17 protein-coding genes and 3 tRNA genes are annotated in these 15,579 nt (G+C 54.9%); 12 read left to right on the forward strand and 8 right to left on the reverse strand.

Annotation, left to right across the window (positions count from 1 at the left end):
• Both ACOTX5_RS17660 and ACOTX5_RS17665 read left to right on the forward strand, forming a co-directional pair.
• The coding region (locus tag ACOTX5_RS17660) for a hypothetical protein (RefSeq protein WP_223230349.1) at window positions 1-102 on the forward strand (102 nt) is incomplete at its 5' end.
• Window positions 103-281: 179 nt separating this feature from the next.
• On the forward strand, window positions 282-1,628 hold the full coding sequence (locus ACOTX5_RS17665) for a PTS cellobiose transporter subunit IIC (RefSeq protein ID WP_003856571.1): 1,347 nt from the start codon (window positions 282-284) through the stop codon (window positions 1,626-1,628).
• Window positions 1,629-1,705: 77 nt separating this feature from the next.
• Here the strand turns inward: ACOTX5_RS17665 and fhuF are convergent, their stop codons facing one another.
• A complete protein-coding gene (gene fhuF / locus ACOTX5_RS17670; protein WP_003856570.1) occupies window positions 1,706-2,494 on the reverse strand; it encodes a siderophore-iron reductase FhuF in 789 nt (262 codons plus the stop codon).
• Window positions 2,495-2,589: 95 nt separating this feature from the next.
• Window positions 2,590-3,654, reverse strand: coding sequence for a GGDEF domain-containing protein (locus ACOTX5_RS17675; protein WP_017694554.1), 1,065 nt, complete (start codon window positions 3,652-3,654; stop codon window positions 2,590-2,592).
• A gap of 215 nt (window positions 3,655-3,869) precedes the next feature.
• Between ACOTX5_RS17675 and ACOTX5_RS17680 the strand changes: the two genes are divergently transcribed.
• The gene (locus ACOTX5_RS17680) at window positions 3,870-4,139 is read left to right on the forward strand and encodes a DUF1435 domain-containing protein (RefSeq protein ID WP_026080652.1); all 270 of its coding nucleotides are present in this window, start codon (window positions 3,870-3,872) and stop codon (window positions 4,137-4,139) included.
• A gap of 42 nt (window positions 4,140-4,181) precedes the next feature.
• Here ACOTX5_RS17680 and ACOTX5_RS17685 read toward each other — a convergent pair.
• From ACOTX5_RS17685 to rsmC, 4 genes are all read right to left on the reverse strand, one after another.
• Window positions 4,182-4,268 (reverse strand) — tRNA-Leu (locus ACOTX5_RS17685).
• Window positions 4,269-4,300: 32 nt separating this feature from the next.
• Window positions 4,301-4,386: transfer RNA gene (locus tag ACOTX5_RS17690), tRNA-Leu, on the reverse strand.
• Between the two features lie 28 nt (window positions 4,387-4,414).
• A tRNA-Leu gene (locus tag ACOTX5_RS17695) sits at window positions 4,415-4,501 on the reverse strand.
• 144 nt (window positions 4,502-4,645) lie between these two features.
• Window positions 4,646-5,674, reverse strand: coding sequence for a 16S rRNA (guanine(1207)-N(2))-methyltransferase RsmC (gene rsmC, locus ACOTX5_RS17700; protein ID WP_015572609.1), 1,029 nt, complete (start codon window positions 5,672-5,674; stop codon window positions 4,646-4,648).
• Between the two features lie 102 nt (window positions 5,675-5,776).
• Between rsmC and ACOTX5_RS17705 the strand changes: the two genes are divergently transcribed.
• From ACOTX5_RS17705 to ACOTX5_RS17740, 8 genes are all read left to right on the forward strand, one after another.
• A complete protein-coding gene (locus tag ACOTX5_RS17705; RefSeq protein ID WP_023295888.1) occupies window positions 5,777-6,190 on the forward strand; it encodes a DNA polymerase III subunit psi in 414 nt (137 codons plus the stop codon).
• Entirely contained in the window at window positions 6,159-6,602 is a 444-nt protein-coding gene (rimI, locus tag ACOTX5_RS17710) for a ribosomal protein S18-alanine N-acetyltransferase (RefSeq protein WP_003856565.1), read from the forward strand. The genes ACOTX5_RS17705 and rimI overlap by 32 nt, the downstream gene beginning before the upstream one ends.
• Before the next feature lie 19 nt (window positions 6,603-6,621).
• On the forward strand, window positions 6,622-7,299 hold the full coding sequence (gene yjjG / locus ACOTX5_RS17715; protein ID WP_023295889.1) for a pyrimidine 5'-nucleotidase: 678 nt from the start codon (window positions 6,622-6,624) through the stop codon (window positions 7,297-7,299).
• A 92-nt stretch (window positions 7,300-7,391) separates the two neighbouring features.
• Complete coding sequence (gene prfC, locus ACOTX5_RS17720; protein WP_006810210.1) at window positions 7,392-8,981, forward strand: peptide chain release factor 3; 1,590 nt, start codon at window positions 7,392-7,394, stop codon at window positions 8,979-8,981.
• A 303-nt stretch (window positions 8,982-9,284) separates the two neighbouring features.
• Entirely contained in the window at window positions 9,285-9,902 is a 618-nt protein-coding gene (gene osmY, locus ACOTX5_RS17725) for a molecular chaperone OsmY (protein ID WP_015572610.1), read from the forward strand.
• Between the two features lie 125 nt (window positions 9,903-10,027).
• On the forward strand, window positions 10,028-10,189 hold the full coding sequence (locus ACOTX5_RS17730) for a DUF1328 domain-containing protein (RefSeq protein WP_003856556.1): 162 nt from the start codon (window positions 10,028-10,030) through the stop codon (window positions 10,187-10,189).
• Window positions 10,190-10,311: 122 nt separating this feature from the next.
• Window positions 10,312-11,364: a patatin-like phospholipase family protein gene (locus ACOTX5_RS17735; protein WP_003856550.1), complete on the forward strand. Its 1,053-nt coding sequence runs from the start codon at window positions 10,312-10,314 to the stop codon at window positions 11,362-11,364.
• Window positions 11,361-12,143: a TatD family hydrolase gene (locus tag ACOTX5_RS17740; protein ID WP_032652508.1), complete on the forward strand. Its 783-nt coding sequence runs from the start codon at window positions 11,361-11,363 to the stop codon at window positions 12,141-12,143. Before ACOTX5_RS17735 ends, ACOTX5_RS17740 begins: the two co-directional genes overlap by 4 nt.
• Here ACOTX5_RS17740 and ACOTX5_RS17745 read toward each other — a convergent pair.
• Both ACOTX5_RS17745 and ACOTX5_RS17750 read right to left on the reverse strand, forming a co-directional pair.
• The gene (locus ACOTX5_RS17745; RefSeq protein ID WP_234101243.1) at window positions 12,138-12,998 is read right to left on the reverse strand and encodes a YjjW family glycine radical enzyme activase; all 861 of its coding nucleotides are present in this window, start codon (window positions 12,996-12,998) and stop codon (window positions 12,138-12,140) included. The genes ACOTX5_RS17740 and ACOTX5_RS17745 overlap by 6 nt on opposite strands.
• Window positions 12,973-14,508 (reverse strand): YjjI family glycine radical enzyme, encoded by a 1,536-nt coding sequence (locus ACOTX5_RS17750; RefSeq protein WP_045911294.1) that lies wholly within the window; start codon window positions 14,506-14,508, stop codon window positions 12,973-12,975. Before ACOTX5_RS17750 ends, ACOTX5_RS17745 begins: the two co-directional genes overlap by 26 nt.
• A gap of 262 nt (window positions 14,509-14,770) precedes the next feature.
• Between ACOTX5_RS17750 and deoC the strand changes: the two genes are divergently transcribed.
• Window positions 14,771-15,550: a deoxyribose-phosphate aldolase gene (gene deoC / locus ACOTX5_RS17755; protein ID WP_003856543.1), complete on the forward strand. Its 780-nt coding sequence runs from the start codon at window positions 14,771-14,773 to the stop codon at window positions 15,548-15,550.
• The last annotated feature ends 29 nt before the right edge of the window (window positions 15,551-15,579 follow it).

Consider the following 15,579-nt stretch of genomic DNA (forward strand, 5'->3'; position numbering starts at 1 on the left):
CGGCATTCTGGCTACACAATAACAAGGGAAGACTTACTCGTGGCTGCAACCCTACTAGCTCAAAATTTATTCACACATGGTTACGCTTTGGGGAAATTATGAGGGGATCTCTCAGTACTAAGTGTGTAACTTCCCCTGTATCTAATAATAAGAGCTAATTATGAAACCATTCCGTTTGAGCAGTACCGCAGGTACACGATCCGGCAAGGTTGTGACGCTGATGTATGGAACAACGTGTGACGTGAGAGCGTCCAAAACGAACGTCTGACAGGAGATCTGCTATGTCTGCCAACCACGCTGCATTTAATCTGATTTTCCGCTTCGTTGAAAATTATGTCAGCCCTATTGCGGGGCGCATCTCTTCCCAGCGTCACGTTATGGCTATTCGTGACGGGTTTATCTCAGCGATGCCGTTTATGATTGTAGGCTCGTTTTTATTAGTGTTCGCTTACCCGCCTTTTTCGCCTGATACCACCTGGGGTTTTGCTCGCGCCTGGCTGGATATGGCGAAGCAGTTTGAAGGTCAAATTCTGACGCCGTTTGATATGACAATGGGGGTGATGTCCCTTTATATCTGTGCGGCTATTGCCTACAACCTGGGCAAACATTACGTTAAAACGCATCAGCTGGATCCGTTCATGTGCGCGATGCTGTCGCTGATGGCGTTCCTGCTGGTCGCTGCCCCTAAAACCAAAGGCGCTTTACCGGTGGATAGCCTGGGAGGGACCGGTATTTTCACCGCGATTCTGGTGGCGATCTATTGCGTTGAGATGATGCGTTTCCTGAAAGCACACAATATCGGGATCCGCCTTCCAGACCAGGTTCCACCGATGATCAAAAACTCGTTTGACCTGCTGATCCCGGTGCTGGTGGTGGTGCTCACGCTCTACCCGCTGAGCCTGCTGATCCAGTCGCAGTTCGGTATGCTGATCCCACAGGCCATCATGTCGATATTCAAACCGCTGGTCTCTGCGGCTGACTCGCTCCCTGCGATCCTGCTGGCGGTGTTGATTGGCCACCTGCTGTGGTTTGCCGGGATCCACGGCGCGGCGATTGTCTCCGGGATGCTGCAAATGTTCTGGCTGACAAACCTGGGGGCGAACCAGACCGCGCTGGCGGCGAGCCAGCCTTTGCCACACATCTTTATGGAAGCCTTCTGGACGTTCTTTATCGTTATCGGCGGATCGGGGGCGACGATGGGGCTGGTGTTCTGCTATCTGCGTAGCCGCTCCGCGCACCTGCGCTCCATTGGACGTCTGAGCGTGGTACCAAGCATTTTCAATATCAATGAACCGGTGATTTTCGGTACGCCGATTGTGATGAACCCGGTGTTCTTTATTCCTTTCCTGCTGGCGCCGATGGTTAATGCCGTGCTGGCATGGGCAGCGATGAAGTTTGATCTGATTGGCCGCGTGATTTCCGTTGTGCCGTGGACGGCACCGGCTCCGGTTGGTGCCGCCTGGGCGCTGGGCTGGGATTTCCGTGCAGCCATTCTGGTGCTGGTTTTGGCCTGCGTTTCCGCCATTATCTATTTCCCGTTCTTCAAGGTGTACGAGAAACAGTTGCTTCAGCAGGAAGCGGAAGAAGCACAGCGTAATGGAGAAGAGGAAAATCAGCAGGTCGCTTAGGTAAAAGCAAAACGGCAACGTAGGTTGCCGTTTTTAATGTTTGTTCCCTCTCTCTGCGGGTTTCAGGCCGGGCCAGACTACTTAAGCGTGCAATCGCCACACTGCTGCACGTCCGGCAGACGGTAGCGCTGACAGCAGGTACGACGTACCAGAAGTCCCTCACGCGGAACCACGGTGCGGTAAAGAGGGTTGTCCCGTCCATCCGACAGCTGTCTGGCAAAGAAACAGCTCTGACGCAGTGCATCCACTTTCTCGTCGCCGAGCAGCGGCTTCATCTCCGTTAAATACCAGTGGATAAGATACCCGGTATTACTCCAGATCAGTTTGCCGTTAATCTCTCCCGTCGCTTCCAGCGCATCAATGACCGGAACCAGCGCTCTTGTAATCAGCCGTTCCATACGCGCCTGCGCTGACAAGTGTCTCGCGCTCGGATCTTCGTGTACATCAATCCAGAAACAGGCAGCGCGCCCGGTTTCATGAAACTCAACATGGAAATGTTCCGACGAGAGATCGAGCATCGTTTCCTGGGTCAACAGGGCCAGCATGACAGGCGGCACCATCAGCCCGATATACCACTGTGCCCAGAGGGATAACAGCGGTTTGTTTTCCCGCGTCAGGGTAGGTTGGTTACGATAAATATGGTCGGAATAGGTTGCCAGCAGTGACCGCAGCTCCGCAGGGCGTTGCCACTCAGTCAGCGTCAGAGCATGATGCGGCGGTGCTTCATCCAGTTTGATGAAATCCAGCAGATGGGCGCGCGTTACGGCAATTTTTTCCCGAATGGCATCCGCAAGCGTCGTTTCCCCGGCGGAGAGTGGAGCTCGCCAGAGCAGGGGCTCAACGATGTGTGCGGTACGAGTCGCCATAGTGTGGATTACAAATCTAAATGATAATGATTGCCAATCCTAACTATAGATAAAACCGAGCGCAAGCGTTTTATCCTGGCGCTGTGAAGGCGGTTTCAGGCGGTATGAAGCTCTTCGCTCAGCAGAATGCTGTTACGTCCCATATGCTTGGCTTCATAGAGGGCTTTATCGGCTTTCGCCAGCGCGCCCTCAACGTCGTCACCTTCGAACATGGCGATGCCGATGCTGATGGTCACGTTAGTGGCGACGCTTTCGTTAAACATATGGGGGATTTTAAGATCGTAAACCTTCTGACGTATGCGTTCAGCCGTCTGTCGCGCTTGCTCCAGCGGGATGTTACTCAACAGCACCATAAATTCTTCCCCGCCAAACCGGGCGACAACATCGCGTGAGCGCACGGCGTCGCGTATCGCAGCCGAGACCCTGATCAAGGCCTGATCGCCCATCATATGGCCATAATGGTCGTTGTAGGCTTTGAAGTGGTCGATATCCATTAGCAGCACGAAGTGCTCGCCAGCGTCAGGCCTGGGAAGATTCTCCAGCCGGCTTTGCAGCCCGCGACGGTTATATAGGCCGGTGAGCGGGTCCATCATGCTGAGATCGGTCAGGGTTTCGCGCTCCTCCAGCAGTTCGGAAAGCAGCTCCTGGGCGAAACGGTCATTGCGCCGCTGAAGAACATGATGGATACCAATAGCGACCACCGGCAGCGCGAAAAAATAGGCCATTCTCAGCCAGTTTTCGGACGGACTAAGCCACAGGCAGGATATAAAAGCGGGAAATGAATGTAACGTAAAGGCTTTAATATTACTCGCGAACGCCAGAGACCCTATAAAAAGCACTGTTAATAGCGCCATCATTAAATAGGTCGCGTGATCGTGCGTGATTAACAGAAATTTAGAGACGATCTGCCAGGCCCATAAAAGACCAAAAATAGCTGAAACAACAGGGATATTTATTTTTCGCGTGCTGTTTTTCCAGTGCCAGATAAGTAAGCCTGTGCTGATAGTCATTACGGCAAAGAGCGGGACTGATAACACACGCACGGAATAGAGAGGGTTTGTTACCGAGAACAATGCTGATGCGGCGTTCAGAAATAAAAACAAACGTAAAGATAGCTGATATTTCTTGTTGACTAAAGACAGCCAGGATTGTGATGTCATATGCGTGCGTTTTTATCAAAACTCAATTAAAACAATGAGCAAGGTGTTGTTGTGTAATATTGGGTGCTACAAAAATGAATTTTTATTATCAGAAAAACTTTATCGGAAGTTAACAGGTGGGCAATTTATCACCTTACACATTCTCTGTCATTATGGGAAAGCAATTGCTGGCGCAATTTCTACGTCGCATGCTGACAAGTGATAATTACTATCATATGATACTGGTTATCATTATCAGTGCGAGAGGTGAAACCATGTTGAGCAAAGCGCTGGGAAGTGGGTGGGGAATATTACTGCCTGGTTCCATTATCGGTGGGCTAATGTTTGCCGATCTCCCCATTGATGTCTGGAAAGCAATGATTGTTTCAGGCTTGCTGGTGACATCCGCGATGATCTGGCACAAACAGTTACGGCATTACGTGCTGCTGCCATCATGCGTTGCGCTAATCAGTGGACTGCTGGTGATTCTGATGAGTTTGAAATAAAAGGGAAAAACAGGAGGCACTGCTGAGGGGATGTAAGATAATTGGTGCGAGGGGGGGGACTTGAACCCCCACGTCCGTAAGGACACTAACACCTGAAGCTAGCGCGTCTACCAATTCCGCCACCTTCGCACAGTCATCTTACTGGTTTGATATCGCCTCGTTGGTGCGAGGGGGGGGACTCGAACCCCCACATCCTAAGGACACTAACACCTGAAGCTAGCGCGTCTACCAATTCCGCCACCTTCGCCCAGTGCGAGCAATATCAACGTGATTTATGGTGCGAGGGGGGGGACTTGAACCCCCACGTCCGTAAGGACACTAACACCTGAAGCTAGCGCGTCTACCAATTCCGCCACCTTCGCATACCATCGACACTGTAAAAGTATCGTAACCACGGAGGCGCATTCTAGATGTTTTCAGCTTTACGTCAACAGAAAATTGCGCACGTTGTTTTGATTGCTGCAAAAATGGGCGATGGCAGCGTCGGCCATCGCCGGACCGGGGGTTTACTTTTTCGCCTGGCGCGTCATCACGGTGCGATAGACCTTAAAGCGGCCCGTCTGGGCGATCACTTCGTGGAAGCCAAAGGTTTCATCCAGCACTTTCGGGTACGCGAGGAAGGCGTTCGCTACGATACGCAGCTCACCGCCGCTGTTGAGGTGACGGGTTGCGCCACGGATCAGCGTTTGCGCCGCTTCAAGGCTGGTCTCCATTCCGTCGTGGAACGGCGGGTTAGAGATGATCATGTCAAAGCGACCGGTCACGTCGGAGAAAACGTTGCTGGCAAACACGTCACCTTCTATGCCATTCGCAGCAAGCGTGGCGCGGCTGGCTTCTACTGCCGGGGCGCTCACGTCACACAGGGTTAAACGCACTTTTGGTGAGTGGCTGGCGAGAACCGTTGACAGCACGCCCGCGCCACAGCCGACGTCCAGCACCTTGCCCTTGGTGTGAGGCGTCAGGGTGGACAGCAGCAGCTTGCTGCCCGTATCGAGCGCATCACGACTGAACACGCCCGGCAGGGTTTTAATGGTCAGGCCGTCAAGCTGGTACTCGTCCCAGAAGGCGTCGGCATCGAAGGTGGTCTGTTTTTCCAGACGACCATGGTACAGTCCGCAGCGACGGGCGCTGTCGATTTTCGTCAGCGGCGCCCAGGCTTCGAGCATCTGCTCTGCGCTACGCACCCCGCTGCGGTTCTCACCGACAACAAAAATATCGCAGCCGACCGGCAGCAGAGAAAGCAGGTTCATCAGCTGGAACTGGGCTTCCGGCTTGTTTTTCGGCCAGTAGTAAATGAGCGTATCGCAGTCAGCAATATCGCTCTGCTCCGCCGCCAGGCTAAAGCGCGCGCGCTCGCCCATCTGGCGGCTCAGCACCTGCCAGTGGTGATAGTACTGGGTGTGGGCACGGCTTTCAGCACAGTCGAAACGCGCGGGCAGGTCATCCTGCATATCTCCGGCAAACAGAATACGGCTTTCTTCGAAATCATCACTGTGACGCAGCAAGACTTCACTTGCCGGGGTAAATGCAGACATGAATTGTTCCTCAATAAACTCAGGCGGGGATTATAGTAGGTAGATGGCGCAGTTTCGACACATTTGCTATATTTGCGCGCCTGAGAGACAGGAGTTTTCGCTATGACATCCCGACGAGACTGGCAGTTGCAGCAGCTGGGCATTACCCAGTGGGCTTTGCGTCGCCCGACGGCGTTGCGGGGCGAAATAGCCATCTCCATACCTGCGCATGTCCGCCTGGTGATGGTGGCAGAAGCGCCGCCTGCCCTGAACGAGCCCCTGATTGAGGATGTCCTTCGCACCCTGAAGGTGACCCGCGATCAGGTATTACAGCTGGCGCCTGAAAGCGTCGCGATGCTTCCCCCTGACAGCCGCTGTAACAGCTGGCGAATCGGGGCGGTGGACGAGCTACCTCTTGAAGGAAGCCAGATCAGTTCGCCAGCGCTGGACGAACTGAAAGCCAACCCAAAAGCGCGTAGCGCGCTATGGCAACAAATTTGCGAATATGAACACGATTTCTTCCCTCACGACGGCTGACCTGACCACCGCGTTCGCGATTGAAACCCGCGCCCATGCCTTTCCGTGGAGCGAAAAGACGTTTGCCAGCAATCAGGGCGAACGCTATTTAAATCTCCGCCTGGACGTTGACGGTGCGATGGCTGCGTTCGCCATCACGCAGGTCGTTCTGGACGAGGCGACGCTGTTTAATATCGCGGTCGATCCCGCTTACCAGCGCCGCGGGCTGGGCAGGGAACTGCTTGAGCACCTCATTCGTGAGCTGGAAACCCGTGACGTTTTCACCCTGTGGCTGGAGGTGCGTGCGTCCAATGTCGCCGCCATCGCGCTCTATGAAAGCTTAGGCTTCAACGAGGCGACTATCCGCCGTAACTACTACCCCACCGCAGAGGGACGTGAAGACGCCATTATCATGGCTCTGCCGATTGGATAACGAAAATAAGGTTGTAACGATGAAATGGGACTGGATTTTCTTTGATGCCGACGAAACGCTGTTTACGTTTGACTCGTTCGGCGGCCTACAGCGGATGTTTCTCGACTATAGCGTGACGTTCACCGCGGAAGATTTTCAGGACTATCAGGCGGTGAACAAACCGCTGTGGGTGGATTACCAGAACGGAGCCATCACCGCGTTACAGCTTCAGCATCAGCGGTTTGACGTGTGGGCTGAACGGTTAAACGTCAGTCCTGGGGTGCTGAACGAGGCCTTCCTGAATGCGATGGCAGATATCTGCGCGCCGCTGCCCGGCGCCGTTTCTCTGCTGGATTCGCTGAAAGGGAAGGTGAAGCTTGGGATCATCACCAACGGCTTTACCGCGCTTCAGCAGATCCGCCTTGAACGCACCGGCCTGCGCGATCATTTCGACGCGCTGGTGATCTCCGAAGAGGTGGGCGTACCGAAGCCGGATCCGCGTATTTTCGATTATGCGCTGGCGCAAGCGGGCAATCCTGACCGCGATCGCGTGCTGATGGTGGGGGATACGGCAGAATCTGATATTCTGGGAGGTATGAGATCGGGCCTGTCGACCGTCTGGCTGAATGCGCATGGTCGCACGCTGCCGGAAGGCATCGAGCCGACCTGGACCGTTACGTCATTGAACGAACTGGAGCAGCTCCTGTGTAAACAATGATTGCCTGCCCCCTGTTGATGGGTAAAATAGCCGCATTTTTCGTATTCCATGATGCGCGGCCTGCTGCCGCGCTTACCTAAGAAGAATTGATTATGACGTTGTCTCCTTATCTGCAAGAGGTGGCCAAACGCCGCACTTTTGCCATTATCTCGCACCCGGATGCCGGTAAAACGACCATCACCGAGAAGGTGTTGCTGTTCGGACAGGCGATCCAGACCGCGGGTACCGTTAAAGGCCGTGGCTCCAGCCAGCATGCTAAATCCGACTGGATGGAGATGGAAAAGCAGCGTGGTATTTCGATTACCACCTCCGTGATGCAATTCCCGTATCACGACTGCCTGGTGAACCTGCTGGACACCCCGGGGCACGAAGACTTCTCCGAAGATACCTACCGTACGCTGACGGCGGTGGACTGCTGCCTGATGGTGATCGACGCCGCGAAAGGTGTTGAAGATCGTACCCGCAAGCTGATGGAAGTCACCCGTCTGCGCGATACGCCGATCCTCACCTTTATGAACAAACTCGACCGTGACATCCGTGATCCGATGGAACTGATGGATGAAGTGGAAAACGAGCTGAAGATTGCCTGCGCGCCAATCACCTGGCCGATTGGCTGCGGCAAGCTGTTCAAAGGGGTTTACCACCTCTATAAAGACGAAACCTACCTGTACCAGACCGGTAAGGGCCACACCATTCAGGAAGTCCGCATTGTGAAAGGTCTGGACAACCCGGAGCTGGACGCCGCTGTCGGTGAAGAGCTGGCCGCCCAGCTGCGCGATGAGCTGGAGCTGGTTAAAGGCGCGTCCCACGAGTTCGACAGAGAGCTGTTCCTGAGCGGTGAAATTACCCCGGTCTTCTTCGGTACCGCACTCGGCAACTTCGGCGTTGACCATATGCTCGACGGTCTGGTTGAGTGGGCCCCGCAGCCGATGCCGCGTAAAACCGACACCCGCGAAGTAGAAGCGAAGGAAGAGAAGTTCTCCGGCTTCGTCTTTAAAATTCAGGCCAACATGGACCCGAAACACCGCGACCGCGTCGCCTTTATGCGCGTGGTTTCCGGTAAGTACGAAAAGGGCATGAAGCTGCGTCAGGTCCGTATCGGTAAAGACGTAGTGATATCCGACGCGCTGACCTTCATGGCGGGCGACCGTTCGCATGTAGAAGAAGCCTATCCGGGTGACATCATTGGTTTACACAACCACGGTACCATTCAGATTGGCGATACCTTCACGCAAGGCGAAATGATGAAGTTCACCGGTATCCCTAACTTCGCGCCAGAACTGTTCCGCCGCATTCGCCTGCGCGATCCGCTGAAGCAGAAGCAGCTGCTGAAAGGCCTGGTCCAGCTTTCCGAAGAGGGTGCGGTACAGGTGTTCCGCCCAATCGCCAACAACGATCTGATCGTGGGCGCGGTGGGTGTGCTCCAGTTCGACGTGGTGGTTGCCCGTCTTAAGAGCGAGTACAACGTGGAAGCGATTTACGAATCGGTGAACGTGGCGACGGCGCGCTGGGTTGAGTGTTCTGACGTGAAGAAATTCGAAGAATTTAAACGTAAGAACGAAGTTCAGCTGGCGCTGGACGGTGGCGATAACCTGACCTATATCGCCCCAACCATGGTAAACCTGAACCTGACGCAGGAACGTTATCCTGATGTTCAGTTCCGCAAAACGCGCGAGCATTAATTTCCTTTCAGAGCACGGCAGCCGCCGTGCTCTTCTTTAATTCCTGTGTTATTAAACCCTTGCGGAATGTTCTTAATTCACCGCAATTTTTCGCTATTCGTTCGTTTTTTCCCCAATTCTGAATGCACCCCTCTGATTGTGATCTATATTTAACTCAGTGTTTAGCACCGGGCGTGGATGAATTAACTGTTCAATGCATGTCCATTGGTTCTCCATTTTGCCCCGGTGTTAATTCGCAATATATAAAACCAAGATTAGGGAAGTATGTCGCCCAAATAATGGGCAAAACACAGGAATAAATCGATGAATATGACAAGACTGAAGATTTCTAAAACTCTGCTGGCTGTAACATTGGGTAGTGTCTTGGTAAGCGGTTCTGCTCTGGCGGAAACCAGCACCATGGATAAAGCGCAAAATTCCGCCAATACCGCAGGGGAAAAAATCGATAGCTCTATGAATAAAGTCGGTAATTTCATGGATGACAGCTCAATCACAGCAAAAGTGAAAGCCGCACTGGTGGATCACGAATCCATCAAGAGCACCGATATTTCTGTTAAAACCGACAACAAGGTTGTCACCCTGAGCGGTTTCGTTGAAAGCCAGACCCAGGCTGAAGAAGCCGTTAAAGTGGCGAAAGGCGTTGAGGGCGTAAGCTCCGTCAGCGACAAACTGCACGTACGTGACAGCAAAGAATCGTCGGTGAAGGGCTATGCCGGAGATGCAGCAACTACCAGCGAAATCAAAGCTAAACTGTTAGCTGACGACATCGTGCCATCCCGTATGGTGAAAGTTGAAACCACCGATGGTGTGGTCCAGCTGTCCGGTACGGTTGAGAATCAGGCACAAAGCGATCGTGCCGAGTCAATTGCGAAAGCTATTGATGGTGTGAAAAGCGTCAAAAACGATCTGAAAACGAAGTAAAGCAGTACCATTCGCCCGTCAGGCTGAAAACCGCGGGCGAAATAAAAACGATTCTGGAAAAGCCGGTGAGTGACCTGAGCGCTCACGTTTAGCGGCCGACATTAACTATGGTAAAGGAGAGGCTTATGTTTCGTTGGGGCATTATATTTCTGGTTATCGCGTTAATTGCCGCCGCATTGGGCTTTGGTGGACTGGCGGGTACCGCGGCATGGGCAGCGAAAATTGTCTTCGTCGTCGGTATTATTCTGTTCCTGGTCAGCCTGTTTACGGGTCGACGTCGCCCGTAGCAAACGCAATATTTACTAAACAAACTCAAGCCAGTCCTCGTGACTGGCTTTTTCTCGTTTGAGAACCACCGGGGAAGTGCGTTACTGTGTCTCATCAAAATAATGAAAACAGGAAGGCAGAGGTGGGGCAACGAATTCCCGTTACGCTCGGCAATATTGCGCCGCTGACGTTAAAACCGTTTCATGCAGGCCAGCTTGCGCTGGTCTGTGAAGGGGGAGGGCAGCGCGGTATTTTCACTGCTGGCGTGCTCGACGAATTTATGCGCGCGCAATTCAACCCGTTCGATCTCTATTTCGGCACCTCTGCCGGGGCGCAGAACCTCTCCGCCTATGTCTGCAACCAGCCCGGCTATGCGCGCAAAGTGATTATGCGCTACACCACCTCCAAAGAATTCTTCAATCCGGTACGCTTCGTACGCGGCGGGAACCTGATCGATCTCGACTGGTTACTGGATGCCACCTCCAGCCAGATGCCGCTGGCCATGGATACCGCGTCACGACTGTTCGATACCGGCAAAGAGTTCTGGATGTGCGCCAGCCGTGGCGATGACTATTCGCCGGGTTACTTTTCGCCGCAGAAAGAGAACTGGCTGGATATCATCCGCGCATCCAGCGCGATCCCGGGATTCTACCGCACCGGCGCCCTGCTGGAGGGGATAAGCTATCTTGACGGCGGTATCAGCGACGCGGTGCCGGTACAGGAGGCGGCGCGGCGCGGGGCAAAAACCATTGTGGTGATCCGCACGGTGCCTTCGCAGATGTATTACACCCCACAGTGGTTTAAGCGGATGGAACGCTGGCTGGGCGACAGCAGCCTGCAACCGCTGGTGAATATCGCGAAGCAGCATGAAACCACCTACGGCGCGATGCAGCGTTTTATTGAAAAACCACCGGGCAAGCTGCGCATCTTTGAAATTTATCCGCCTAAACCGCTGTTGAGCATGGCGCTGGGCAGTCGGCTGCCTGCGTTGCGTATGGATTACAAAACGGGGCGGCTGTGCGGGCGTTACTTCCTGGCGACCGTCGGGAAAATGCTGGCGGAGCAACCGCCTCTTCATCGGCATAAAAGCATCATTTTGCCGCCTGCCGTTGTGGCCAATGACGCGGTGGCGATGCCGCTGGTGGACGCGCCGCAGGCCAACGATGGCTTACTCGATAACGAGGATCTGGCGTGACGCACTGCTTTATCGATACCCATTGCCACTTTGATTTCCCGCCGTTTAGCGGGGAGGAAACATCAAGTATTGCGCGCGCGGCTGAGGCCGGTGTGAGAGCCATTATTGTGCCCGCTATTGAAGCGGCGAGATTCGACAAAGTTCTGGCGCTTGCCCGGGAGCACGATGCGCTGTATGCCGCGCTGGGTCTGCATCCGATCGTTATTGAGCACCATCTTGATGACCATCTCGACAGGCTGGATGCCACGCTGCAAAATGCGGATACGAAGCTGGTTGCCATCGGTGAGATCGGCCTCGATCTCTATCGTGAAGATCCGCAGTTTGAGCGCCAGCAGACGATCCTGGATGCGCAGCTCCGGCTGGCAAAGCGCCACGATCTGCCGGTGATCCTCCACTCCAGACGTACCCATGACAAACTGGCGATGCACCTGAAGCGTATCGACGTGCCGCGCAGGGGCGTGGTCCATGGTTTCGCTGGAAGCCTTCAGCAGGCGCAGCGTTTTATTGAGCTGGGCTATAAGATTGGCGTCGGTGGCACCATCACCTATCCGCGTGCCAGCAAAACCCGTGATGTGATGGCGCAGCTCCCGCTGACCTCGCTCCTGCTGGAAACGGATGCGCCTGACATGCCGCTGAATGGTTTTCAGGGCCAGCCCAACCGCCCGGAGCAGGCGGCGCGCGTTTTTGATGTGCTGTGTGAGCTGCGTCAGGAGCCTGAAGATGTGATTGCCAGCGCGCTGCTGGAAAACACCCGCGCGGTCTTCGGCATCACGCTATAAATAAAGGGCCGGGCGGATCACCGTGATCTGCTGCCGTTCCAGGGCCTGCGCCAGCGGCTCGATGTCCTCCGGCGTGGCGCTCCGCCATCGCGCCGCCTCCCCGTAAACCCCATGAGCATGAAACGCGTTGATCCGCACAGGAACGTTCCCCAACGCGTGGATAAAAGCGGTCAGCGATGGCAGATGGTGCAGATAATCACACCGAGCGGGGATCACCAGCAGGCGCAGCTCCGTCAGGCGATGACGATCGGCCAGCCAGCGGATGCTCTGCTTGATCTGCGTGTTTTCGCGCCCGGTCAGAAAACGGTGATGTTCATTGCCCCAGGCTTTCAGATCCACCATCGCGCCGTCAAACACCGGTAACAGCTTTTGCCAGCCGGTTTCGCTTAACAGGCCGTTGCTGTCCACCAGGCACGTCAGATGGCGCAGGGACGGATCGGCTTTGATCGCGGTGAACAGCGCAACCAAAAACGGCAGCTGCGTGGTGGCCTCACCCCCGCTGACGGTCACGCCCTCAATAAACGGCGCGGACGTGCGAACCCGGGAGAGGATCTCCTCGACGCTATAGCGCTGCGCCATCGGCGTCGCCTGCTGCTGACACAGGTGCAGACAGGTGTCGCACAGCTGACAGTGACTCTCCTGCCACCAGACGCGCCCGGCCTGAATTGCCAGCGCATCATGAGGACAGTGGGGCACACAGTCGCCGCAGTCGTTGCAGCGCCCTATCGTCCACGGGTTATGGCAGGTTTTGCAGCGCAGGTTACAGCCCTGGAGGAACAGCGCCAGGCGGCTGCCCGGCCCGTCCACGCAGGAGAAGGGTATGACCTGACTAACTAAAGCGCATCTGTTGTTCATGGCTTATCACGCGTGGCTGCCGTTCCAGAATACGGGTATTGCGCGCGGCCTCCTCGCCGAGCCAGGTGGTGTTGGTGCGCGAGCCGGCCTCCCGGTATTTATCCAGATCGGAGAGCCGCACCATATACCCGGTGACGCGCACGAGGTCGTTTCCGGCTACATTCGCGGTGAACTCACGCATACCGGCGTTGAACGCCCCCAGGCACAGCTGGACCACAGCCTGAGGATTGCGTTTAACCGTTTCCTCCAGGGTGAGAATATCGCTGATCCCCGAATGATAGTGTTTATGATGCGGCGCCACGGCCAGCAGGTGGCTGACAGGGTCCGGTTCGTCGCCGTACGGCAGACGCGCGCCCGGCGTGGTGCCAGAATCGGAACTGATCCCCGACTGGGCATGTAGCATCGCGCGGTGCTGCCAGCCGTGTTTCACCGGCGTGTTTTCAACAAACGCCGCAAGCTGTTCACTGATGCGGTAGCCCAGCGCATTGGCCTCTTCGTTCTTACCGTAACGTCCCGTAATACCTGCTTTCTCGCACAGCACATTTACCGCTTCAGCCAGACCGTACATGCCAAACATCGGCACAAAACGATCGGCATCAATCAGCCCCTCTTTCACCAGGAAGCTATTCTCAAAGAAGCCGGATTGTTCATATAAAAAATCGCAGCGCGCATTGATGATCGCGATTTGTTGCTGGCAGTAGTGGGGAAGGGTACGGGTGAAAAAGTCTTCCGGTGAGCGGCTGTGTTCCGCAATCGCCTTCAGGTTAAGGCGCACCAGCGTGCTGCCGCCGCCCGCCAGCGGCAGGGAGTTGTAACAGCTCACCACGCCATAGCGACCTTTTGTGAAAATTTTATCATTCACCGGGCCATTAGAAATATGCGGTTTACTACATTCACAAATGTTTTCCGCCACGCTCAGCAGCAGATCGCCGGGGGTTACATCCGGGTCGTAGATAAAGGTCAGGTTCGGCGCAACCTGCTTCAGTTCGGCATCCGCGCGAAGGATGGCTCGGGTGACAGGCGTATCCGCCGGGCCGATATTGGCATGCATAAACGCATCGGGCAGGGTTCTGTCCAGGTAACGCCAGAAACGTTTTATTCGGCTATCGATTTCATCCTGTGTTAGAATTTTAACATAGGGGCTGAGTATCTCATCGAGCTGGCCCAGATAGACCGGCATCGATGTGACGGACGGAACGTGGTGATAAAGGATAGTGAGCAGCGAGAGGGCATCATCCAGATCTTTCGCCCCTTCCAGCTCCAGCCATTCTGAGCCGTTAGCCAGAAATTTAGCGTAGTCCGGCAGCACGTAGCGCGGTTTGTAAGGCGCATGGCCTTCGAACATGTCGCAGATGAACCCCTCGTCCAGCGCGGCGCGGGCCGCCTCTGGCAGGGCGGGATAGGGCAGATTGTTCTCCGCTTCCAGCGCCAGAAAATGACGTTTTTGTTCCGGGGTTAACACCGGGCTGGTCACAATGTGCTGGCAACGTTGTTGCAGGGCGTCGGGCATGTTCACTTCCTTGGTTGTTCTGCGGATGGTGAACGAATTGTAGGAAGCCAGCCTGGTGGCGCTTTTGATCAGAACGGGGATATCGCCGATTTAGTCAGCAATTAACGCACTAAAATTTGAAGAAGATCTCATTACAGTAATGCAAATTTGCACACAGTTTTCATTAACTGTGATGAATGTCGAAGTGTGGATGCGGGTGAATGTTAGAATACTCACAGACCCGCAAGGTAAAATTTATACGGCACTGCCGTTGGAGAATGTTATGACCGATTTAACTGCAAGCAGCCTGCGCGCGTTGAAACTGATGGACCTGACCACCCTGAACGATGACGACACCAATGAAAAAGTCATCGCCCTGTGCCATCAGGCGAAAACGCCAGTGGGTAACACCGCCGCCGTCTGTATCTATCCGCGCTTTATCCCGATTGCCCGCAAAACGCTGAAAGAGCAGGGCACGCCGGATGTGCGCATTGCCACCGTAACTAACTTCCCGCACGGCAATGACGATATCGAGATCGCGCTGGCAGAAACCCGCGCGGCGATTGCGTACGGCGCAGACGAAGTTGACGTGGTATTCCCGTACCGCGCGCTGATCGCCGGCAACGAGCAGGTCGGTTTTGACCTGGTGAAAGCCTGTAAAGACGCGTGTGCGGCGGCAAACGTGCTGCTTAAAGTGATCATCGAAACCGGCGAGCTGAAAGAAGAGGCGCTGATTCGTAAGGCGTCTGAAATCTCCATCAAAGCGGGCGCGGACTTCATTAAAACTTCTACCGGTAAAGTGCCGGTCAACGCTACTCCGGAAAGCGCACGCATCATGATGGAAGTCATCCGTGATATGGGCGTGTCCAAAACCGTTGGCTTCAAACCGGCGGGCGGCGTGCGTACCGCGGAAGACGCGCAGCAGTTCCTGGCGATTGCCGACGAGCTGTTCGGCGCCGACTGGGCTGATTCCCGCCACTACCGCTTCGGCGCGTCCAGCCTGCTGGCCAGCCTGCTGAAAGCGCTGGGTCACGGTGACGGTAAGAGCGCAAGCAGCTACTAAGTTGAATTGCCGGGTGGCGCTACGCTAAC

Source organism: Enterobacter cloacae complex sp. IR5441 (assembly GCF_049238215.1).
In the GTDB taxonomy this organism is placed as follows: Bacteria; Pseudomonadota; Gammaproteobacteria; order Enterobacterales; family Enterobacteriaceae; genus Enterobacter; species Enterobacter hormaechei_C.